Below are 18,328 nucleotides of genomic sequence, written 5' to 3'. Positions count from 1 at the left end.
GGAATCGAACCTCCCCTCTCTGGCGACATCATACGACGATCCAGAGCGTAACACCAATTCACTAGAAGAACATATGGCTGACCAGGCAGGGCTCGAACCTGCGACCCTCGCATTAACAGTGCGATGCTTCTACCGACTGAGCTACTGGTCAATCTCGGCTAAACTAATCTCAACTCGTCTAAATTGGCACAGGCTGCTGGAGTTGAACCAACACTGGCGGTTTTGGATACCGCTGTTCTACCGTTAAACTAAGCCCATATAAAGGGGTGCATTTCTGCACCAATCAATGCTTCGAGGAGATGCACATTTCGGAAGAATGTACACTGTAAATCGGAAAAATAAACCACCCACTAATAATATAATACATTATGAAATGCATTACAATAGTTTTCTTTAAATTTCTTGAACTATCTTTAAATTTCGTAACTAAACGGCGGCAGGTTCTCAAGTGCCAGTCGTTTCTCACTCGGGAAGTACTCATATCTCATGTGCCCTCGAGTTGGCGGCTGTGACTTGGCATCTACAAAGATCCTGGTGTCCGAGCCTTTGAACCATCTCTTTCCTGGTGAATCTTCAAATCCTTTAAGAGACCCCACGCATACAATATGGCGAACACTCTGAAGAAAAGGAATAACATGATCATTCGTCATGAAGAACTCAAATTGAACATGATCAAATTCATCAAACATTAACTCCCCGTTTAACCTCCGGCCTCTAATGCTTGTAAACTGAGATAATGCTTCGACTGAGACTCTTCTTCCGTTGGGGTATTGAATTCTTGCCATTTGTCTTGATGTAGAAACGTCCACTACTTCAAGGCTCAGCTCTACAACCAAATCCAGCATCATTCTAATAGAATGACTATGCTGCACAAAGATAATGCAATCGTGCTCTGATCGTGCGGCTCTCAACGCCAGGTTATACGTTTTTCCTGTTCCCCTGCCAGCAAACACGCTAATGGTGCGTTCTCTTGATTCATGAAAGCTTGCCCACTCCGTTTCATAAGGAAGCGGCTCCACTCGTCTCGGCTCATCTATCTGCCTATACTCTGCTACTAATTCCATGATTCTCTCCTTAATCCGGAAGCATGACGTAATCTTCTGCTTCCATATCCTCTAACGTCATATGAAACAATGCCTCTGAGTGCTGGTCTGGCATCCTTCTCATGACTCCTTCTTCGCTAAGATACAGATAGGACGCCTTGGACTTTCTTGTGATGGTATCCGTAACAAATGGGTTATGCTTCTCCTCTGGATAAGCTTCCCCGATCCATTTGTCTCTTGAGATCCTCTTGCCTGCTCTTACTAGCATCAAAGCAATGTAAAGACTATAGCGTTCAATGAATGAAAAGCTGAAGGAGGTAGGCATGATGAACAATCGCTGCTGCATGTTGCTCGCTTGCCAATGTTCCCAGATCATGTGCTTCTCTTCATCAGTGATATCTTCATCTACTTGAAGAACGTACACGCCATGCACCTTCACTACTTGGTCTAAATAATAATCAATCAGTTCCATGGGGTTACGTCCTCTTTCTTAAATCCTCAATGATCTCATTTCTTTCCTCGACCCATTCCTCTGGGATTACACAGCGTGCTTCCAGGTATCTCCTGATGGCAGCATCCAGATTATCAAGACGATCCTCCTGGACTATAAACTTCGGTGTTACGCCTGCTGGTGGCTTTTCCATTTTCCATCCTCCTTTTCAAGCAGATGCTTCTCTGCTTCCTGCCAGTTCTCAAAGATGATCTTGGTCACACCATCAAATAAGTAAGCGGTCACGCCAGCACTGGTATTCCGAAACTTCATGAAGTGTTTCCTTCCCATGCTGCGCACCCGTCTCTCTAAATCATTCATCTCTTTCTCCTTTCAAGAAAAACGCCCGCCGGCGGCAAAGCGTCCACTAACAATTAGGCGAAGCCCGCTCGCCAGATTTTTTTCGTAAGGTATCTCCCTATGTTCTACTAAGGTTGTTCCTTAAGTATCGGGACCATCTTGATATCGAATTCCACCATTGTGTTAGGATTGATCCACGCATGTAAGGCCAACAATGCTTTTGGAATCTCCACCAGGTCATCGATCTTTCTATACATTTCTATCGTTTCTTCAATAGTCAGTTTGATTCCATCAACCTTGGGATGTCTACGGCCATCTCCATGCACGATGACGAATGATCCGGTCATGTCCATTTCTAAATACAGACTAACATCTGAAATGCAATTGTCACTGTCATCATAGCCGACTACCTCTTTGATGATCCCCCAAATGTCTAGCGCCTTTGGATAAGAAGGGAATGGCTTGTTCGCCGTCATATTCCTGTCTCTTTTCTTCTATTTCTATCTTCTTGAAATTGACGGTCCAGCCTCTCTTCTTCTTTTTCAATACGTGTAAGGAATTCCTCGATTACCTGCTCTGAGTAGACTTTATTCAGAACTTCTTCGAAACCTGTCATGGTTTCTGCTAACCGAGCGGCTTCTTCCTCTTTTTCTCTCAATTTCTTTTCCAGTGCTTTCACATTATCGTTTTTCTCTGATATCAGTCGATGTGTGTCTGTAATGCCTTCGAGTATATGAATCATCGGAACATCTTTTGAATCCGGTTTTATTCCACAAATGTGCATAGCACTAAATGCTCTGATCACTCTTTCTATGTTTAGCTTGCTCATCTTCTCATCTCTCCCTATTCATTTCTAAATACTAGACTGTGAGAGTCTCCCCTGTTGACATCATCACTTCTAGTTCAGCTCTCGCCTTTTGGAGTTGCCGTACCTGTTTCTGTTTGTTGATGTACAAGCGGTCCAGCTCCTTCATCTCTGCATGGACTGCATCCAAATCATCCGTGACCATCTTCAGCATCTTTTCAGCAAACTTGTTTTCCACAACTCTCACTCCTTTTTGTAATGCCTTTCATGATATAGTATAACATGGGGAAATTACTTATTGAAGAGATTTTGCACAAAAATAAAAAAGCACCCTTTCACGAGTGCTCTCCATCTTTTCTTTTTTCCCCTTTTTCAAGGGCATACCTCTTGTACAGCTCAATTTTCTCTCTATAGTAATCCATCGATCTAATCAGGACCATAGAGATCTCATCTGGGAGTTTCTCCTCAGGAACCCACGTGTTAACGAAGTTTCTTTCGTGCTCCAGTTCCCTGACTAATTTCATCCAGAAGTTGTAATGAAACTCGGGATCCCTCTCCCTATATTCCACTTTCAATTTCCCTTTCAATCTTTCAGGTATTGGAATTTCACTGAGCTTCCTGTTCTCCATGTACATCTCCTCTTTCTTTTTTTACTTATTCTCAGCATGCCCGCACTTTCCCTAAGTTTTTCCTATATAGGCGAATTTTTATAAAAAAATTTTGCGAGGGGTACGTGGTATTGTATTGGATGCCCTATACGGCGTTCGGTGCCCCACCCCCTCGAGCAGGGTATGGCGCTCGAGTGGCGGTAGCCGCAGTAAGCCCTCACCAATTGGGAGGCCACGGCATGAAAGGAGAACGATCATGACAAAGTTCAAGCCAGCATTCGAAGGACAAACACGCTGTGAGTACAAGAAAGGAACAGTACACCGTTGTGCAGTAGGAACATCTGCAGGTGAGAAGTTGTGCACGCAGCATAAGAAAGCGACCCCTATCACGGAACAGGGCGATAGCCGTACTAACACAGCATGGGGCACTATCAAGTCCACTGTTAACAACACCCTTGCATCTGCAGGCGCTGCGGTAGCAGCTATTACATCTAACATTACTAAGGAGGAATCTACTATGGAAAAGAAAGGTCTATTATCAACGATCAAGGCAACTGTTACATCTGTTAAGGAAAGCAAGCTATACAAGTGGATGAAGCGTCAGGTGTCATCCCTTGCTCATCAGAAGGCAGCCATTGCTGTAGGATCCACATCTGCTGTAGTGGGTGGTCTATTCACGGCATCATGTGGTACTGCGTTAGCAGTGGGTGCTGCGGTAGCAGCCCTTATCATAGCAGCCGCTCATGCGATGACGAAGAAGAAGGAGCAATCCCTTTCTTATAAAGCCATGTTATCTGACATGGGTGTAGCGGTAGCTACTGTAGCGGTTATGCCTGCTGTCCTATTCGTGGCAGCCTATGTAGGACTGTATGCCACTGTATACGGTGCTATCCTTCCTTACGCTATCATCGTAGCCTAACCCGCTCCGGTGAGGGCTTTGTATATAAGGGCTTCTATATAGCACCCCTGTGATAACGGCAGGTGTATAGGACTCCCTTATATAGACCCCTATGCTGATGGCAGTATGCATCAGGGGGTGATATGACAACCTTGCACGATTCCGTGTCCCGTAGTGGGTGTGGCACGGAGGGATCTCTTACACCCGCTCATCTTTACACGCTACTGATACTGCCCTGGATGGGGTTAGTGGACAACCCACGTATCAGGAGGACGTTGAAAGGAAGGATGTCTATATCCGTACATTAATAGACTCACCCGCTCCATTGTTCGCTTGTGACAGTGGCAGCGTCTTCCCCGATAGGGGTCCATATAGAGTCAACTTACTATAAACACGAATAATCCACTAGGAGGAATAGAAAATGACAATCGAAATCGTGAAATCTACAGGTGAATACTTAGGCCACTGCCCGCAGAAAGGACACATCTACAGCATGCCTGCCGGGTATGACAGCGAAGGTAATCAGAAATACGCTATCGTCTCCCTTATCATGGGAGGCATCAATACACTACTAGTCTATAGTGCTAATCACTAATACTCAGAGGCTCTCTATGAGGGCCCTTCACCAGAGGAGGTCATCTATACACCCACCTATATATGGCCCCTTCTTGTGGAGGGCATCTCCTGACGCTCACCGTCACCCCTCTCTGGACCGCTCCTGTCTCGTACAGTAAAACCCTTGGTAATCTTGCAAAGGTTGCTGTGCGTGCCACAGGACAGCCAGAGGGGGCACCGGCACGTACATTTCCACATAATCAGTGGTATCAATTTGGGGTTTTCCCCAGGTGTAAGGGTGCGTGTGTGAGCCTGTCGAATATGCAAATACACTAAACTATTGGAGGAATTTAATCATGACAAAGTTATTCGCTATCGAAAAAGGAATTCGTAAGACGGTATTCACTACACTATGGAAGGCTCTTGATGTGGAGTCTGTTGAAGATCTAGTGTTCCTGGCTAAGATAGGATCCCTTACTGTATTGGGAGCCGCTGTCTTGTATTTTGTCCCTTTCTTCTTAGGGTGATTAGTAGATAAGGTGTTAATTAAAAAACGAAAGGATGATTATGATGTTAGGAATCTTTAAACGTAAGCGTGCTGTTGGTGTAGATGCCGCTCTTGAATGTGTTGTTGGGAATATCGGTGAGTATCTTAGTTCAAGAAAGGAGACTGTTTTGGATGAAGCTTTCTCTCTACTGTTTAAGGTAGTTCAAGAATGTGATGAACATGTACAGTCTCAGTTGAAGCCTATCATGAAGAAGTATGAGGAGTTAGTCTCTTCTTCTATAGGGATCTATGATGGCTTTCTGTATATGGCAGCACAAGTGATTAATTACTGTTTGTTATATATGCGTAATGGAGGTGTTCTTAGATGAAGGTGTTAAGGGGTCATGTTCAGATAGCAGAGGAAGTAGGTAAGTTATTGCTTATGGTTCTCTATTATCTAATGCTTCGTCTATATGCTATCTGTATTAAGAAGTAGTCTCTCTTTCTATTCATTTATATAGTAACCGTTTCTGTAGGTTTCTTTTTCTTTTGGCCGGCCCACTTAGTGTGAGGTCTTATTTTAATTACATTGGAGGAATATATCATGAATAAGTTTGTTAAATTTGGTTTGCTAACGTATGGCGCATTGGTGGCTGTTAAGACAGTTCAGGTTGTAGTGAGTAATCGTCGTTTATCTAAGCAAGAGATGGAAGTTCTTCACGGATATCCTGTAATGCGTGACACTGGTGTCATGAAGAGTATGGGCGTAAAGATTGCTGCAGCTATGGTCTTCACTGATGGCAGTAAGAAGATAGTGATTGATGAGCACTTCTTATCATTCCCTGATCATGTTCAGCAAGCGATCCTTGCTCATGAAGAAGGTCATGTGGTTCTTGGTCATTTGGATTCTATGAATCACATGAACTCTATCAAACGTTCCCTTATCTCCGCCACCGGTCGTGTCCAGGATATTGAACTGGAAGCTGATCGCTATGCTGCTGATAAGGTAGGCTCTGCTGTCATGGTCGATGCTCTTTCTCACCTTATGCAAGTGAAAGGTGTTAACAAGAAAGAGTTGTCTCGTCGTATCTCTGCACTTCAATAGTATCTATAAATGTCTGAATCTTCTGTCACTGGTCTGTCCGAATGGTATGTGATGACGTTAAACCTATGCTGCCACTATATCAAACTAAACTAATATAAACTAAGGAGGACATTTCACATGTCTAAATCAATCAACGTAATCAACCCAATCCAATCTGTATCTCAAGTAATCGAAAAGCTTTTCACTTTCCCTGGTATCGGTCCTAAGACAACTGATCTTGTAATCGAAGCGGTTGTTTCTGGTAAGAATGTAGTGGAGATTATTGAGAATCCTGTTGAGCTTGCTGGTGTTGCTAAGAATCGTGTTCACGTATTCAAGAAATTCCTTGAGACTTACCCGCTCCCTAAGAAGCTTCGTCGTATTAAGAATATCCGTGTGATTGTTGCACAAGCAGATCTTGAGACTATTGGTGATGACCTTGTATCAAAACGTAATTACTCTGACTTCGGTCTTGTAGGTGAAGATAAGATCTCTGGTTACAAAGAAGTGTCAGGTTCTTATGCATTTGAAATGCTTGCACCTTTCAATGATGCTACACCACAGATGGTAACAACTAAGAAGATGATCGATGGACAGATTGTCACTCGTGAAGTATATGCATATGTGTTACCTCATGTGTTCTTCATTGACTTGAATGGTGATGCTGAAGGCGATCTTGAGAAAAAGCAAGCTATCATCAAGCAAGGTATGAAGTATATTGACCATGAAGGTGTGGAACGTACTGTTCTTTATGCTTTCCGCTCCCCTTCTCAAGAAAGACAAGTTCAAGTTGTTGGTACAGCTTCACATATCGTACATCCAGTTGATGCATTGAATGCTGTTGGCATGAATCCATTTGGTTTCGCCAAGGTTGCTGGTGTCGATGAAGAAGGCAAAACTATCTACAAGATTGATTATGTTAAAGCCATGAAACGTTTTGGATTAACATTATCTAACTCTGTTAAGTTCAACTTCATCCGCTTCGGTACGGATGTCACTAGACATGAGAATGGTGATATCACGATCAGCGGTGGAAATGTAACTGTTCGTGTTGTTGAGGACACTTACTCTGTTGTGAAGCAAGGAATGTTTAAAGCATTTGGCAAAGAGACTAAGAAAGGCTGTATCTTTGACGCTGCTGATCATCATGTCACTCAGGTTGCTGGTGATGGAGAGTTCTTTATGAATACTCGTGTTCATAAGATGATCAACCAGGAATCAGGTCGTCCGACACAGAATGGCATTGGACGTCTATTCAATGGTGCTATCAAAGGGGATGGTGTTCACGTTTATAATCTTGGCAAATACTTCTCTGAAGATATTGTGATACCTATGTCTGCTTTCAAGTCATCTCCTGATACATTAGAAGAGATTCTTGATAGCTTAACCTTACAATATCGTGTTGCTCTTTTCGGCACACCTTCTAAATACAAGAAACTATATGTGAATCTTCCTTATCAGTTTGTACATGGTATGAAGCTATCTGCTGAGACTATGATCAAACTTGTGCAGCCGCACCTTGATCGTGTGAAGGATATGCTTAAAGATCCTGAACTTATCAAGCAATATCTTGGTCTTGAAAAGCTAATGATGATGGAGGATTTATCAGTTGAGGAACAAGAAGAGGCTTTAGAATCTACTCTTGTTTCGACATTGACTACATTCTTGCACTATTCTCCGCAGTCATACAATGACATTTACTTAAAGGAGAAAGCATTGGTATTACTTCAAGAACTAATCAAGCAATGGAAGGCTGGCGCTATTCCTGTAGAAGCTAACTATCGTTTCTTAGTAATGGATCCTTATGCCATTCTTGAAGCGTACAAGTCTCGTGGTACTAAGCATGAAATCCGTAAAGATGGGAAGCTTTACGTGAATCCAGACAAAGGATTAAAGGCTGGTACTGTGTTCATGGTAGATAAAGATAGCACTTCTATCTACACTGGCCCGCTTGCACTTGCTCGTAATCCTCAGATGACTAAAGGTCAATCTCGTGTGGTTAAAGCGGTTGCTCCACAGAATTATGTTGAAGCTGCTGCTAAAGGATGCTTTGATGGAATGGTGATCTTGAGCTGTCATGATTTTAATGCGATTGCTCAAGGTGGAGCTAAGTAATATTGGCTCCCTGCATGGTGACATGCAGCCCTGACTTGTAAAATCAGGGATACCTCGTGAACATGTATTTACATGGTGTGTAATCAGCGTTTAGTATTGAGTAGGAAATGACTCATTAATGATTATGCTAATAGGGGAAGCTAAAGATAATTGTCATATAAATTACTTTTGAGGTGATTTTATGGCAAAGCGAATAATGGATAAAACAGTCTTATATCAACGATTAAAAGACTTTGTTCTTTCAAAAGATGGTTTTCTTTTGTCTGAATCTTATGTCAATGCAAAGCATAAATACTCTATCAAATGTACTAATGGACACATCTTCGAGATGACAGCTGATAAGTTGTTTAGTCGTGGTGATTGGTGTCCTTTTTGCGCTGGTCGTTATGGTGATTTCAAAGAGAAATATAGGCATATCATTGAAGATTTGAACAATGGCATAATGGTTTCTGATTATTATAAAGCCAATGTTCATATAGATATGTTCTGTGATAAAGGTCATTTCTTTTCTATGGCTCCTCATAATCTACTTAAGGGCAAATGGTGCCCTGACTGTAAAATGAGTCATGGAGAAAAGGCTATTGAATACTATCTCAAAAAGAATCATATTTCATACCAGCGCCAATATACATTCGATGATCTAAAGGGTGATGTACATTATCTCCCCTTTGATTTTGCTGTATTTAGAAATGATATGCTGCATTGCTTAATTGAATACGATGGTGAACAACACTTTAGGCCACTTAGACATAGCAAGAATAAAGAAGAGAATATTGCTAAATTTAAGAGGATCCAGGCTAATGACAAATTAAAGGATGATTATTGCGAGTTTAATAATATTAACTTGCTTCGTATTTCATTCTTTGATGTTGATGAACGTCGTATTCATAATTTATATCGTGATATATCAAATATTTTAGATGATTATCTATGACAATTATCCATGCTAATCTCTATGCCAAGCCAACTCTTGTTGGAAGGTTCACAGACTATCGAAAGCATAGCCAGGTATGAAAGACGACTTGGTGAATAAGCGAGTAGAGTACACTAGAAGTGAAATTCTTTTAGTGGAAGTGCGAGGCTCTCATATATCGTATATGTGAGATGAAGATATAGTCGGGACAGGGAGTGTGCTTTGCACATGCGTTGTGAAAACAATGCCCTGTTTGGATTTCGATGGTGATACATCTATGGTTATGACACAACCAGAGCTGATTGAAGCAGTTGAACGTGCTTGCAAAGCAGCTCCAGCATTCTTAGATATCCACTATGTTGAAAACAAGGATGGGTCTTTCACGTTTGGCGACGGTTGCCCATTCCCTGGTACAGCGGACATGTCTAAGTATACGTTCAAATTCACTAAAGAGCAATATGATCGTCAGTTTGAATTGAACATGTATCATACTTCTCTTGAGTATGTGGCTGAGACTCTTAAGCCTAACCGTATTGGCGAGCTTACTGATTTTGCTACAAAGATTGCAGATGCTGTGCGTGTATTGAACTATAAGTTCATGGATTTCTATAAGGCTGGCAATGAAGCAGCTGCAAAGCAAATTCTGAATCGTACTAATCAACTGGAAGAAATGATTGATCTTCTTGCTTGGGTTCAGTCATGGGAAATTGACCGTGCCAAGCATGGTGGTGCCTATGAAGAAGCATTAAAAGAAGAGCTTTCTTTCATCGAGAATCCTCCTGTTGAAGTGTCTTACACTGATCAGAAGACTGGTAAACAACTATGGTTTACTCCAGATTGGATGGCTTACCGTAAAGGCAAGACAGTCAATGGATTCTCTGTACAGCAGACTAACTCTGTTCTTTCCCTTGTTCATCAGCACATTGTTAAATGGGAAGAAGAAGTATTAGTTGGTGAAGTGAAGGCTATGCGTGCAGATGTTGCTGGCAATAATCAATTAAGCTTCCTTTCTTCTAATATTGAATTGCCTGCAAGCGATATTGAGAAGTATGGTTTACTATCATCTGTTAAGCGTGTGAAGAATAACTATAACTTTGCACTTAAAGCTGCATATGAAAAGCACAATGCTGATCTATCTGCTATGGAGTATGTTTCATTTGAAAATGAGACTGCGAAAGAAAAGAAAGAAATGGAATTAAAGCGTATGTTAAATGATGCTTTGACTTTTGCTGTTGATAAAGCGCAAGCTGAGTTGATGGAGCTTTCTAATGAATATGATCCAGCTCAAATCGGTCTAGTAGCTTATCAATTGGTTTACACTGTCTCTCCTTCTAACCGTGGAGCAGATGTTAACAACCCAGCTCGTGGCTTAAGCTTCCCTTGGACTGCTGCGAAGCATCAATTATTAGCGGCTTTCCGTGTTGCATCCAATAATACAAATTCTTTAGTTGTGGCGCCAAAGGTTAAAGTATTTGATGATCTTGAAGTTAACAAAGTTAATATCGGATTGTTCACTCCTGGCTTTGACGGTTTGAATATTGCATCTATGATTCAAAACTGGAGCAATCATATCGCTGTTAAAGTTGAACAAGATCAAGATGGCAATATGATGCATCATGTGTACGTGAAGAAACAACGTGTAGCTTCTGTATTCCCTGAATACATTACACGTTTCACTGCTTCTAATGCTTTCCTTGCACAAGTGAAAGATATTCAAGTAAAAGGCAAGTCCATCACATTCAACCTTGTTAAAGTAACTCGTATGTAATCATTATTAGTTGGCAGCTAACGGGCATGAGGGATTATTCTCTCATGCCTGGGCTGGTGTCAATTACTAATGATGAAAGGATGGATGATGATGGATCACTTGTTTTGTTTGTTTTCATATTCTGTTGAGCCTACGGCTACCGTGTACGGTCGTTTCTCCTGCGGGCCACTCCCTCTTTCCTGCCACGCCACAGTGGGTCATGGATTCTGCAGAAGAAGGATGCTTATCATGTAAGCCTATTAAGAAAGATTCTATCACCTTCGGCATCTATCATGTTGTATGTATCCTATCTCCCCTAATATTCCCCTAATGAATAGAAAGGTTTTAGAGAGAGTTTGCCGTTAGGATGGTCCTTTAGAAAAGGGCAGACTTCCCCGAGGTGGTAGCAGTCTCCCAACACTAAGACCTTTCACTTAGGTTGCCTATCGAGGAGGTGTGCTACCGTCCACGCTAGTCTTCTTCGCTATCCGCTCGTCAAGTGGATGCGACCAGTGGTCTAGGTAGACGCTGTTTTGTATCAGGCTTATTTTTTCACTTACAGGAACTTCCAATATTGTGAACGTTATCTGACAATGAATGCTCTCACTGGGGATGCTTTCAATGTGTGCTCACTATCATTATATACCGGCAAAAGGTGGGGAAATTCTACCTTGTTCAAAAACGTTCACAAAGTTGTCACAAAGTGTTCGTATCTTCTTAATGATAAGCGAACACTTTATTTCCAGATATACCCTGCCACTACCGTGGCGTTTAGATGAAATAAACTCTCCTTTGAAAGGATGTTATATATGGAAGATTGGATTCAGTTAGCAGATGACCTGTTCACGATTGATATCTCTGACACTTGTTCGAGTTGCAATGAATTATATGCAGATTGCGAGTGTCTCCCCTTTTAGTCTCGGCCTGCCCTTACCAGGGCGTTCTTGTGAAACTATATCTGGAAGGATGATTAGGATGAATGATTTCTGGAGTGAAAAACATATATGGCTACAAAATGGTGATATGACGGAAGACAATGAAATGGTGGCTCGTATCGGTGGATATCACTATGTACTTGGAGAAGGCAAGCACCTGTTGAAAGGCAGCGGCGGCCGTAATCACTATATCAAGTTTACTTCTGGTCCTCATGCAGGTAAAGAAGTCATGTGCAATGATTTATGGCAACAAGGCAAGATTGATTCTGAATGGCTTGACCGCTTGCCGGATAATGCTGTGTGGAATCACGTATTGACTTATTAAGAGGGCCTTCGGGTTCTCTATTTTTATTATAGGAGTGATATCACTAATGAAATACACCATCTTTCAAATGCCCGCCTCCTTATGGCATGCAAATAACATCATATTTAATAATAAGTCCCAGGTGAAACGAATTCATTATGTTCCAGTATATACTGCTGATCTTCCTTATAGTACCCTGGAAGATCTTGAACTTTGTGACCTACTCTTTGAGCAATTCAATGTCAATCACCCCGTGAATTATGCGTCTCGTTCTATGTCTTCTGGTGATGTGATTATGATTCAAAGAGAAGATTCAATAAAGTATTATCTCTGCTGTTCCATCGGCTGGCACGAGCTAGTAGACTTCAAATGATGTATACTATCACTGAGGTGACATGGGTGGAACAGGATGAATTCTTATATTTCAATGAATGCAGACAAGATTATTTAGACATGGTTCTGACCAGGTTCATCGGTGTTGATAATCGTGAACGGAGACGATTCTTAATGAGTAAGTTGAATCAGTGGTATGATCACAGTCTTGTATTGTATCAAAACAAAATGAGCACCCGTTGATTGGGTGCTCTGCTGTTTACTCTATGGTGTAAGCTTCTTCTAATACTTTATTCAAGTTATCCTTTTTATATGCACGGATGAACTTGTCCCTCTTTAATAGATCCTCTTCTCTTCTAAATAATCCTGCTTTCTTGGTTCGCTCCCCTTCCGGCAGCATCTCCCATTCTTTGATGGCCATCTCTTCCAATTGCATTTCAATTCGCATGCGTGTAATGGTATCATCCATTCGCTTCGCTCTCTCCTCTTCCTTGCTCACTGGTGGTGGCAGCATCTTCTTCACAGCTTCCTGCAGCTGGTCAGCCATCTTCTTATTCATTTCCAATTCTATGTTTGAAAGCTTTTCAATCAGAGCCTCCCCTACTTCACTCATGATTTCATCTTTCATCACTGCTTTCATTTGTTCCCTAGTGATCGGCTGCCCCTCTTCATCGATGAACATCGCCCTGCCTTTGAAGCTATCTTCTGGAAACTCACGAACTTCTAAGTTTCTCGGAACATTCTTATAGATTACTTCAAGCCGGTAGTTCCCATCTCTCCTGGCTTCAGCTATGAAACAAGCAATATGTAAATCTAGCGTTGTGTACACTTTCTCTCCATTTTTACGTGTCACATAATGAATCCCATGGTCTTCAAGTGCTTTGAACCATTTATCTACTGTATTGTAGTGAACACTAAAGGTGTCATCATTGAATTTCTCCTTCATTACCCTGGAGACTTCCACTGAGAATTCGGTAATTTGCCACCAATCCTTGTCTACATATATCTCCACTACACGTCTCCCTCCTTCATCACTTGTGTATTCATCTTCCACAAGTGATATGTGTTTTCCTCTATCATATAATTTTATTTGTTTTTCCTCAACTTTTCTTTCATCACTAGTGAAATTACATATGCATTCTTTATAGTTATTAATCCATTAGTGATATACATTGTGCATCCTTTTATACATTATTGCACTGTTCATTAATCACGTATGATATCATCTTAATATCTATTAGTGATTTCATACCTCACAAGTGATCATAGAATTATATCCACTAATGAAGTCACATTTCACTTGTGAAGCTCTCAGAACCTCCATGAATGATATCATCTGTCACTTGTGATGGTTTCGGAAGGGCTACCGGTGAAGTCACTTTTCATTCGTGATGGCATTTTTATATCTATTAGTGACATCATTTTTGGGTATAGATCCATAAAACCTTCGGCTTTTCGGCCACTACCGTGGCATTTTGATGAAATTATAACTAAGGAGTAGTGATAATCATGAGTAAATATGAAAGCTATGAAATGGCAAAGAGTGTACCTGATGGCGCATTTGATGAATTGTTCTGGGATGAATCTAAACCAGAGGCAGAAATCTTACCATCACCACCTGAAGAGCAGGGGGTTGCTATGCCTGTACAAGCAGGCTCTGACGAGCCAGTTCCAGAATTGACGATGCATTTGTGCGATGTCTGTGAGGAAAATGAGATGCATGGTGTGTTTGCTTCATCTTGTGGACCTATTTCATTTGCCTACTGCTATGAATGTGCCACAAAAGGAGCTGAACCTTACGGTGCATTGCTTGCCTATGTGTCAACAGCTTATGGTGTGGAGCATTGGGATAATCCTGCGACACAAGAACATTTCCGCAATTCCCAGCTGGTTGCAGCCACTCTTGAAGTAGCTGGCAAAACCTTTGAAGAGTGGGTTAGTGATGTTCGTGAGTTAATTATCAAGATGGATACCGAGATGAATGAAATGCACCGTAAAGAGGAGCTTCAGAGTGAAGTTCAAGAAGAGAAGAAGCATTATTCTTATTCAGAACTCTCTAGTGTGTATTCCATCCCACAAGATAAGCGATATACAGAGGTTGCTGATGTCACTTATGACAGCACAAAAGCATTGTTTGTTGATTATGCCGGCCGCTATCATTTGTTTGATGTACATGGACCTGATCAATTTTCTTATTATAAGCCAGTGGAGTTTGTCCCACCAGGGGATCCACGCTTAAACAAATAAAAGAGGGAGCCTTCGGCTTCCTTGCCCTTACCAGGGCATTTACGTGAAATGAATCCTTTAGGAGTGATATCACATGGAGTTAGATGATCGCATATATTGCCTTCAGCAGACTGATTTGCCTGATGATCTTCGGGCCAAGTTAGTGGATGCTGATGTAGCGTACTTACAAGATAGAGACTACACTGCCACGCAATTGGTATCTCAGATTGAAACTGAGTGCCAGCTGCGTGGCATTTTTATTTTTCAGCCTAAATTTTCATATGCCTGGAGTTGAGAGAATGAGCACATACAAACGAATTGAACACTTGTCCAATGTGCCTTTAACAGAAGACCTACTTAAATTGCTGTTCAATGCACGAGTCATGCTGCAGCAAGGGCAGGAAAAACGTGCGGATGCACTATTAAACATAATCGAAAGAGTATGCGACATTCGAGGCATCAAGATATACAACTGGTACACATCTCCACGGATGCTTCCTGTGCGTGGCTCGACGATTGATATTCGTATATAAGGAGCTGAGTTCATGTCTAAATCAAAGTTTGACAAGATGATGGTGAATCTCTGGATCTCCGGAACCACAGATCAAGAAAACAATGGCGGCTGGTGTTCGCATCTTCATTGTGTCATCAATGGCCAACACTATACCAAGACCATTGGAGGATATGCAAAGAACACTACTCCAACCAGGATGTCATTGCTTGCTGTTTTGAATGGGCTTCTTCAGCTCAAGAAAGAGATGCCTGTATTCGTGAACATTTATACGTCTGTTTATCAGGTTAGCACTGGCATCAATAAGAACATGTACAACTGGTACAAGAATAACTGGCTTACTACCAAGAACGAGCCACCACAGCATCTAGATCTCTGGAAGCAGATTCATGATATCCTCACGGATCGCAATCGAGTCCTGGCTTATCGTGTCATCTTGCAGAATCAAGAGAATTCGGATCATCCGAATCGTTTGGTGGCCATTCATAATTCAGCTCAAAATCTGCTGAAAGGCAAGAAAGATACGTTCTATGAAGTAGCTATGGCGTAAGGCCAGCCCTTGCCAGGGCATGTTGGTGAAAGGAGTTGACGAATATGTCAATGGTACTGGAAAAGCATGATTCTTCCATGAGTGTTCGTCGCACAAAATTAAAGTGGGACAACATCTCATTCTTGATCGCTGGCTTTGTTACCGGTCTCTTAGTCTTCTGGATGTTAAAAGTAAGCGTGTTCGCTCCTTATGAGATCCAGTATGTAGAGTATCAGGTTCAAGATAAAGACACGATCATCAATCTAGTTCAAGACATGAATGACTATACACCTTATGGCTGGGATGCCAGGGACTTCGTGGCTCTTGCGCTAGATAAAAACAATATGAGCAGCGGTGCAGAATTGCGTGCTGGTCAGACGATTTACATTCCCGTTGCGAAAGGAAAATAGACATATGAATCATCATTATACAGCTGGCGATATCATTGGAGGTATCGCCTTTTCTTGTGCTGTCACAATTGCAAGTTTTGCCCTTTTCGGAGGATTCTGACCTGCCTGGCCCTTGCCAGGGCATGTAGGTGAAATACATATCATGAACTGTTCGGATGTTCCGAATCAGGCACTTATCCGCTTCGAAGCCCATTCGCAACCTTCGGGTTTGGTAGCGGTCCGGGCAGCCTGATTACCTGTCCGCTCCTTAGTTTAGTGTATGGGCACCTTCGGGTGCCTAAAAATTCTCTATTACACTAAATTATAGGATATATTTTATATTTTCATTGAAAATATATTATATTATTTACTTTTACTTAATCTATTATCTATTTATTACTATTGTGGTTTATCGCACTCAGGTGTTGATATATATGCCCTTACCAGGGCATTTAGTTGAAACATTTACACTAATTTAGGAGGTCATTTATTATGACAACAATCAATCTAATCAAACAATCGTATTCTCGTGAGGAAGTTCGTGATTCACTTAGTGGTCACTCTCCAGACATGCGCTACATCCTCATCACTAATGCTATCGATTCTATCAACAAGGAAATCGAGCGTGATATCATTGTTGGCAACACGGATCTTGCTATCTTCAAAATGTCACAAGTGGTCATGCTTGAAGACGAAAAACACATTATTGAGCGTGTTATGCTCAAAGCAGTGGTCACACTGTGACCTACAATCTCTGTGTAATCCTATTTGTTCTTTGTATATTATCCGGTCAGTTATATATGATCCCGCTACTGTTCTTGTTACTGGCAGTGCGGGATTTTTTTCATAAGTTTCTGTGAACAAGTGATTCGGAATGTGTTCACAAGTATCTTAACTTGTTAAGCCCTTGCCAGGGCATTTGGGTGAAAGGGACATCACCACATCATAACTATAATCGAAAGGGGACATTCACATGTCTAATATTCTAAATTCCATTAAATCTGTTATTGCTTCTTCTATTAAAGTGGAGGTTAAACCACCTGTTACGAAATCCAACAAAACCAGATATCCTATCCTGGTCACTGACGTAGGTCAATCTTTTACATCAGGATGGTTTGTTCAATACAATCCGGTTGCTCAAGATAATGGCACACGTTTATATGATGGTTCCGAAACATTCTCAGAGCTTCATATCGCAAGGTTCTCGGAACTTCATAATTTGATTCTGACAGCCAACTATTATTTCCTTCAAGGCAATAATGTTGAACAATTGGCTGAGAACCGCAAGCGTGCGATTTATGAACCAACACCTGCTTTGCGACTAACTGTCACATCTCAGCAAAATTCTGTTTCCGTGGTAACAACCATTACAGATGAAGCATCACCATTTCATATGATGTCAATTAAATTCACAGTGACTCCATCTAATTCAGGAGATGGCTCTTACTATGTAGTGGGAACAGATAATGAAAGATGGGATCGCAATACAGATACATTTAAAGAATTCAATGCCAGCTTTGCTCCACGTAAAGGCAGATTCTATCGTGTCTATCAGCAACAGAATCAGCCTGCTACGCTCAGAGCTAAACTGGCTGTGAATAATGGTCAGTATGCGATTAATCATGATGGCACCTTTGCTATTGATACGAATGCAGCTGCACCTGAATACATCCAGGTCATCACAAATGAATTCAAAGCATTGGCTTACATTTATGAACAGGCTCTTATGGAAAAGGCATTCGAAATGGCTCTTGCTCAAGGCTTGCCGGTTGCTCAATATTCAAACCCTAGTGCTCCTGCGCAGCCACAGCAACAGCCGTCGAACTTTGTACCGGCATTCTCATTGAATGGAATCGGTAATCCGAATCCTTCACCTGCTAATGGAATGGTTCCGCCTGCTCAGTCTCAACAGCCGGCTCCTGAACAACAGCAGCAACCAGCACCAGCTGGCAATCCAACACCACAAGGGAATTTACCAGCTGGTATCTCCCCAGATGATCTTCCTTGGGGAATGAACTAATTCACTTATGACTGCTTCCTTTTGTGAAGCAGTCTT

The 18,328-nt window shown here is 41.7% G+C and carries 27 protein-coding genes and 2 tRNA genes; 18 read left to right on the top strand and 11 right to left on the bottom strand.

The annotated features are described in order from the left end of the window. Positions 1–74: 74 nt before the first annotated feature. The 10 genes from AC6CHU_RS05190 to AC6CHU_RS05145 all read right to left on the bottom strand — a co-directional run bounded on the left by AC6CHU_RS05190 (position 75) and on the right by AC6CHU_RS05145 (position 3,267). A tRNA-Asn gene (locus AC6CHU_RS05190) sits at positions 75–151 on the bottom strand. 33 nt (positions 152–184) lie between these two features. Next, positions 185–258, bottom strand: a tRNA-Trp gene (locus AC6CHU_RS05185). A 155-nt stretch (positions 259–413) separates the two neighbouring features. Beyond that, positions 414–1,064 carry a hypothetical protein gene (locus tag AC6CHU_RS05180; RefSeq protein WP_498120532.1) on the bottom strand — a complete coding sequence of 217 codons (651 nt, stop codon included), beginning with the start codon at positions 1,062–1,064 and terminating at the stop codon, positions 414–416. Positions 1,065–1,074: 10 nt separating this feature from the next. Then, on the bottom strand, positions 1,075–1,515 hold the full coding sequence (locus tag AC6CHU_RS05175) for a hypothetical protein (protein WP_498120530.1): 441 nt from the start codon (positions 1,513–1,515) through the stop codon (positions 1,075–1,077). 4 nt (positions 1,516–1,519) lie between these two features. After that, the gene (locus tag AC6CHU_RS05170; protein ID WP_498120528.1) at positions 1,520–1,687 is read right to left on the bottom strand and encodes a hypothetical protein; all 168 of its coding nucleotides are present in this window, start codon (positions 1,685–1,687) and stop codon (positions 1,520–1,522) included. After that, positions 1,663–1,854, bottom strand: coding sequence for a hypothetical protein (locus tag AC6CHU_RS05165; RefSeq protein ID WP_498120526.1), 192 nt, complete (start codon positions 1,852–1,854; stop codon positions 1,663–1,665). Before AC6CHU_RS05165 ends, AC6CHU_RS05170 begins: the two co-directional genes overlap by 25 nt. Positions 1,855–1,961: 107 nt before the next feature. Beyond that, the gene (locus AC6CHU_RS05160) at positions 1,962–2,309 is read right to left on the bottom strand and encodes a hypothetical protein (RefSeq protein WP_498120524.1); all 348 of its coding nucleotides are present in this window, start codon (positions 2,307–2,309) and stop codon (positions 1,962–1,964) included. Then, positions 2,306–2,662: a hypothetical protein gene (locus AC6CHU_RS05155; RefSeq protein WP_498120522.1), complete on the bottom strand. Its 357-nt coding sequence runs from the start codon at positions 2,660–2,662 to the stop codon at positions 2,306–2,308. The genes AC6CHU_RS05160 and AC6CHU_RS05155 overlap by 4 nt, the downstream gene beginning before the upstream one ends. A gap of 31 nt (positions 2,663–2,693) precedes the next feature. Next, on the bottom strand, positions 2,694–2,876 hold the full coding sequence (locus tag AC6CHU_RS05150; protein ID WP_498120520.1) for a hypothetical protein: 183 nt from the start codon (positions 2,874–2,876) through the stop codon (positions 2,694–2,696). 97 nt (positions 2,877–2,973) lie between these two features. Next, positions 2,974–3,267, bottom strand: coding sequence for a hypothetical protein (locus AC6CHU_RS05145; RefSeq protein WP_498120518.1), 294 nt, complete (start codon positions 3,265–3,267; stop codon positions 2,974–2,976). 235 nt (positions 3,268–3,502) lie between these two features. Between AC6CHU_RS05145 and AC6CHU_RS05140 the strand changes: the two genes are divergently transcribed. The 11 genes from AC6CHU_RS05140 to AC6CHU_RS05090 all read left to right on the top strand — a co-directional run bounded on the left by AC6CHU_RS05140 (position 3,503) and on the right by AC6CHU_RS05090 (position 12,860). Next, entirely contained in the window at positions 3,503–4,165 is a 663-nt protein-coding gene (locus AC6CHU_RS05140) for a hypothetical protein (RefSeq protein WP_498120516.1), read from the top strand. Positions 4,166–4,565: 400 nt separating this feature from the next. Next, the gene (locus AC6CHU_RS05135) at positions 4,566–4,739 is read left to right on the top strand and encodes a hypothetical protein (protein ID WP_498120514.1); all 174 of its coding nucleotides are present in this window, start codon (positions 4,566–4,568) and stop codon (positions 4,737–4,739) included. A gap of 316 nt (positions 4,740–5,055) precedes the next feature. Continuing rightward, positions 5,056–5,226, top strand: coding sequence for a hypothetical protein (locus tag AC6CHU_RS05130; RefSeq protein ID WP_498120512.1), 171 nt, complete (start codon positions 5,056–5,058; stop codon positions 5,224–5,226). 43 nt (positions 5,227–5,269) lie between these two features. Further along, a complete protein-coding gene (locus tag AC6CHU_RS05125) occupies positions 5,270–5,575 on the top strand; it encodes a hypothetical protein (protein ID WP_498120510.1) in 306 nt (101 codons plus the stop codon). 215 nt (positions 5,576–5,790) lie between these two features. Then, a complete protein-coding gene (locus tag AC6CHU_RS05120) occupies positions 5,791–6,291 on the top strand; it encodes a hypothetical protein (protein WP_498120508.1) in 501 nt (166 codons plus the stop codon). Positions 6,292–6,408: 117 nt separating this feature from the next. Next, on the top strand, positions 6,409–8,385 hold the full coding sequence (locus AC6CHU_RS05115; protein ID WP_498120506.1) for an RNA dependent RNA polymerase: 1,977 nt from the start codon (positions 6,409–6,411) through the stop codon (positions 8,383–8,385). Positions 8,386–8,566: 181 nt separating this feature from the next. After that, the gene (locus AC6CHU_RS05110) at positions 8,567–9,319 is read left to right on the top strand and encodes a hypothetical protein (protein WP_498120504.1); all 753 of its coding nucleotides are present in this window, start codon (positions 8,567–8,569) and stop codon (positions 9,317–9,319) included. 400 nt (positions 9,320–9,719) lie between these two features. After that, the gene (locus AC6CHU_RS05105; RefSeq protein WP_498120501.1) at positions 9,720–11,066 is read left to right on the top strand and encodes a hypothetical protein; all 1,347 of its coding nucleotides are present in this window, start codon (positions 9,720–9,722) and stop codon (positions 11,064–11,066) included. A gap of 954 nt (positions 11,067–12,020) precedes the next feature. After that, positions 12,021–12,305, top strand: coding sequence for a hypothetical protein (locus tag AC6CHU_RS05100; RefSeq protein WP_498120499.1), 285 nt, complete (start codon positions 12,021–12,023; stop codon positions 12,303–12,305). Positions 12,306–12,351: 46 nt separating this feature from the next. Beyond that, complete coding sequence (locus AC6CHU_RS05095) at positions 12,352–12,657, top strand: YodL domain-containing protein (RefSeq protein ID WP_498120497.1); 306 nt, start codon at positions 12,352–12,354, stop codon at positions 12,655–12,657. Next, positions 12,657–12,860 (top strand): hypothetical protein, encoded by a 204-nt coding sequence (locus AC6CHU_RS05090; RefSeq protein ID WP_498120495.1) that lies wholly within the window; start codon positions 12,657–12,659, stop codon positions 12,858–12,860. The genes AC6CHU_RS05095 and AC6CHU_RS05090 overlap by 1 nt, the downstream gene beginning before the upstream one ends. A 16-nt stretch (positions 12,861–12,876) precedes the next feature. Here the strand turns inward: AC6CHU_RS05090 and AC6CHU_RS05085 are convergent, their stop codons facing one another. Continuing rightward, a complete protein-coding gene (locus AC6CHU_RS05085; RefSeq protein ID WP_498120493.1) occupies positions 12,877–13,629 on the bottom strand; it encodes a hypothetical protein in 753 nt (250 codons plus the stop codon). Positions 13,630–14,126: 497 nt separating this feature from the next. Between AC6CHU_RS05085 and AC6CHU_RS05080 the strand changes: the two genes are divergently transcribed. From AC6CHU_RS05080 to AC6CHU_RS05050, 7 genes are all read left to right on the top strand, one after another. After that, positions 14,127–14,864, top strand: a complete 738-nt coding sequence (locus tag AC6CHU_RS05080) for a hypothetical protein (protein WP_498120491.1) — start codon at positions 14,127–14,129, stop codon at positions 14,862–14,864. Between the two features lie 73 nt (positions 14,865–14,937). Next, a complete protein-coding gene (locus tag AC6CHU_RS05075; RefSeq protein ID WP_498120489.1) occupies positions 14,938–15,138 on the top strand; it encodes a hypothetical protein in 201 nt (66 codons plus the stop codon). Next, positions 15,125–15,376 (top strand): hypothetical protein, encoded by a 252-nt coding sequence (locus AC6CHU_RS05070; protein ID WP_498120487.1) that lies wholly within the window; start codon positions 15,125–15,127, stop codon positions 15,374–15,376. Before AC6CHU_RS05075 ends, AC6CHU_RS05070 begins: the two co-directional genes overlap by 14 nt. Before the next feature lie 12 nt (positions 15,377–15,388). Then, positions 15,389–15,904: an RNase H family protein gene (locus AC6CHU_RS05065; RefSeq protein ID WP_498120485.1), complete on the top strand. Its 516-nt coding sequence runs from the start codon at positions 15,389–15,391 to the stop codon at positions 15,902–15,904. A gap of 44 nt (positions 15,905–15,948) precedes the next feature. Then, positions 15,949–16,293, top strand: coding sequence for a hypothetical protein (locus tag AC6CHU_RS05060; RefSeq protein WP_498120483.1), 345 nt, complete (start codon positions 15,949–15,951; stop codon positions 16,291–16,293). A gap of 471 nt (positions 16,294–16,764) precedes the next feature. After that, a complete protein-coding gene (locus AC6CHU_RS05055) occupies positions 16,765–17,016 on the top strand; it encodes a hypothetical protein (RefSeq protein WP_498120481.1) in 252 nt (83 codons plus the stop codon). Between the two features lie 229 nt (positions 17,017–17,245). Next, entirely contained in the window at positions 17,246–18,292 is a 1,047-nt protein-coding gene (locus tag AC6CHU_RS05050; protein ID WP_498120479.1) for a hypothetical protein, read from the top strand. The last annotated feature ends 36 nt before the right edge of the window (positions 18,293–18,328 follow it).

Source organism: Cytobacillus sp. GQ23, from assembly GCF_059758675.1.
This window is presented reverse-complemented; position numbering and strand designations above follow the sequence as displayed.

What these genes read in the sequence shown, in the direction of transcription:
- AC6CHU_RS05180 (WP_498120532.1), bottom strand. Translation starts at nt 1,064, where the DNA reads ATGGAATTAGTAGCAGAGTATAGGCAGATAGATGAGCCGAGACGAGTG.
- AC6CHU_RS05175 (WP_498120530.1), bottom strand. Translation starts at nt 1,515, where the DNA reads ATGGAACTGATTGATTATTATTTAGACCAAGTAGTGAAGGTGCATGGC.
- AC6CHU_RS05170 (WP_498120528.1), bottom strand. Translation starts at nt 1,687, where the DNA reads ATGGAAAAGCCACCAGCAGGCGTAACACCGAAGTTTATAGTCCAGGAG.
- AC6CHU_RS05165 (WP_498120526.1), bottom strand. Translation starts at nt 1,854, where the DNA reads ATGAATGATTTAGAGAGACGGGTGCGCAGCATGGGAAGGAAACACTTC.
- AC6CHU_RS05160 (WP_498120524.1), bottom strand. Translation starts at nt 2,309, where the DNA reads ATGACGGCGAACAAGCCATTCCCTTCTTATCCAAAGGCGCTAGACATT.
- AC6CHU_RS05155 (WP_498120522.1), bottom strand. Translation starts at nt 2,662, where the DNA reads ATGAGCAAGCTAAACATAGAAAGAGTGATCAGAGCATTTAGTGCTATG.
- AC6CHU_RS05145 (WP_498120518.1), bottom strand. Translation starts at nt 3,267, where the DNA reads ATGGAGAACAGGAAGCTCAGTGAAATTCCAATACCTGAAAGATTGAAA.
- AC6CHU_RS05140 (WP_498120516.1), top strand. Translation starts at nt 3,503, where the DNA reads ATGACAAAGTTCAAGCCAGCATTCGAAGGACAAACACGCTGTGAGTAC.
- AC6CHU_RS05135 (WP_498120514.1), top strand. Translation starts at nt 4,566, where the DNA reads ATGACAATCGAAATCGTGAAATCTACAGGTGAATACTTAGGCCACTGC.
- AC6CHU_RS05130 (WP_498120512.1), top strand. Translation starts at nt 5,056, where the DNA reads ATGACAAAGTTATTCGCTATCGAAAAAGGAATTCGTAAGACGGTATTC.
- AC6CHU_RS05125 (WP_498120510.1), top strand. Translation starts at nt 5,270, where the DNA reads ATGTTAGGAATCTTTAAACGTAAGCGTGCTGTTGGTGTAGATGCCGCT.
- AC6CHU_RS05120 (WP_498120508.1), top strand. Translation starts at nt 5,791, where the DNA reads ATGAATAAGTTTGTTAAATTTGGTTTGCTAACGTATGGCGCATTGGTG.
- AC6CHU_RS05115 (WP_498120506.1), top strand. Translation starts at nt 6,409, where the DNA reads ATGTCTAAATCAATCAACGTAATCAACCCAATCCAATCTGTATCTCAA.
- AC6CHU_RS05110 (WP_498120504.1), top strand. Translation starts at nt 8,567, where the DNA reads ATGGCAAAGCGAATAATGGATAAAACAGTCTTATATCAACGATTAAAA.
- AC6CHU_RS05105 (WP_498120501.1), top strand. Translation starts at nt 9,720, where the DNA reads ATGTCTAAGTATACGTTCAAATTCACTAAAGAGCAATATGATCGTCAG.
- AC6CHU_RS05100 (WP_498120499.1), top strand. Translation starts at nt 12,021, where the DNA reads ATGAATGATTTCTGGAGTGAAAAACATATATGGCTACAAAATGGTGAT.
- AC6CHU_RS05095 (WP_498120497.1), top strand. Translation starts at nt 12,352, where the DNA reads ATGAAATACACCATCTTTCAAATGCCCGCCTCCTTATGGCATGCAAAT.
- AC6CHU_RS05090 (WP_498120495.1), top strand. Translation starts at nt 12,657, where the DNA reads ATGTATACTATCACTGAGGTGACATGGGTGGAACAGGATGAATTCTTA.
- AC6CHU_RS05080 (WP_498120491.1), top strand. Translation starts at nt 14,127, where the DNA reads ATGAGTAAATATGAAAGCTATGAAATGGCAAAGAGTGTACCTGATGGC.
- AC6CHU_RS05075 (WP_498120489.1), top strand. Translation starts at nt 14,938, where the DNA reads ATGGAGTTAGATGATCGCATATATTGCCTTCAGCAGACTGATTTGCCT.
- AC6CHU_RS05070 (WP_498120487.1), top strand. Translation starts at nt 15,125, where the DNA reads ATGCCTGGAGTTGAGAGAATGAGCACATACAAACGAATTGAACACTTG.
- AC6CHU_RS05065 (WP_498120485.1), top strand. Translation starts at nt 15,389, where the DNA reads ATGTCTAAATCAAAGTTTGACAAGATGATGGTGAATCTCTGGATCTCC.
- AC6CHU_RS05060 (WP_498120483.1), top strand. Translation starts at nt 15,949, where the DNA reads ATGTCAATGGTACTGGAAAAGCATGATTCTTCCATGAGTGTTCGTCGC.
- AC6CHU_RS05055 (WP_498120481.1), top strand. Translation starts at nt 16,765, where the DNA reads ATGACAACAATCAATCTAATCAAACAATCGTATTCTCGTGAGGAAGTT.
- AC6CHU_RS05050 (WP_498120479.1), top strand. Translation starts at nt 17,246, where the DNA reads ATGTCTAATATTCTAAATTCCATTAAATCTGTTATTGCTTCTTCTATT.